Below are 1,128 nucleotides of genomic sequence, written 5' to 3' on the forward strand. Positions count from 1 at the left end.
TTATCTTGGTTTAGGCTTGATGCCACCAACACCAAGCTGGGGTGAGTTACTGCAGCAAGGTAAGTCCAACTTGGACTCGCCATGGATTGTGGCGTCTGTTGTGACTTCCATTGTACTGGTACTGGTGATGGTCACCTTTATCGGTGAAGCGATTCGAGCGGCATTCGATCCGAAAAAATTCACACGCTATGTTTAAGCATGCATTGTGAGCAAAACATAAAAAAGGGAAGTTTTATGAAAAGAATAATTTTAGCGTCCACGCTAAGCGCCCTAAGTTTTGGTGCGATGTCAGCGACGCTACCGACTGACTTAAACTGGCAAACGAACTGGGATGAGCCTCAATATGGCTCTCCTGAAGCAAAGCGTGGCGGGACTTACCGCACTTTCATGTCGAGCTTTCCTCAGACTCTACGCAGTGTTGGTCCTGATGCAAACTCTGGTTTACGTTCTTTCATCTTGGATGAAACGCCAGGGTTGGTGGTTCGCCACCCAGATACGCTTGAATTCATCCCTGAGCTAGCCAATGAGTGGGCATTAGCGGGTGACAATAAAACGGTTTATTTCAAACTGAACCCACAAGCTAAATGGTCGGATGGCAAGCCAGTCACGGCAGACGATTTTGTTTTTATGCTTAAGTTTTACCGCTCGAAAGACATTTTAGAGCCTTGGTACAACGACTATTACAACAAAACGGTTGCTGATGTTATCAAATTTGACGATCACACCTTCGCCGTGAAGGCCGCGAAAGAGCTCAATCCAGAAGAGTTGTTGTTGAGAATGGGGGCGCTACGTCCTCGTCCTGCTCATTTCTATGCGAATCCGAAGAAAGACGAGAACGGTGACGGCATTCATGATGATTTTGTGCGCTACTACAACTTTAAAAGTGAACCAACCACCAGCGCTTATTACTTAGCCGACGTCAAAAAAGGTAAAAGCGTTACCTTTAAGCACGTAGGTGAGGACTGGTGGGGTTATACCAATAAGTACTACGAGAATCGCTATAACGTCGACAAAATTCGTATCATGGTTATCCGCGATAGTGATATTGCAATGAAGCACTTCGAAAAAGGTAAGTTGGACGCATTTGGATTGGTTTTGCCAAGTCTATGGCATGACAAATCCAATACT

The 1,128-nt window shown here is 45.5% G+C and carries 1 protein-coding gene and 1 pseudogene; both read left to right on the top strand.

All coding sequences use genetic code 11. The features are described from left to right. A pseudogene (locus R7F07_RS25230) lies at positions 1 to 196 on the top strand (ABC transporter permease); the annotation flags it as partial. A 38-nt stretch (positions 197 to 234) separates the two neighbouring features. After that, on the top strand, positions 235 to 1,128 hold an 894-nt coding region (locus R7F07_RS25235), incomplete at its 3' end, for an ABC transporter substrate-binding protein (RefSeq protein ID WP_318110674.1).

It is taken from the genome of Vibrio sp. YT-16 (assembly GCF_033337405.1).
GTDB lineage: Bacteria > Pseudomonadota > Gammaproteobacteria > Enterobacterales > Vibrionaceae > Vibrio > Vibrio alginolyticus.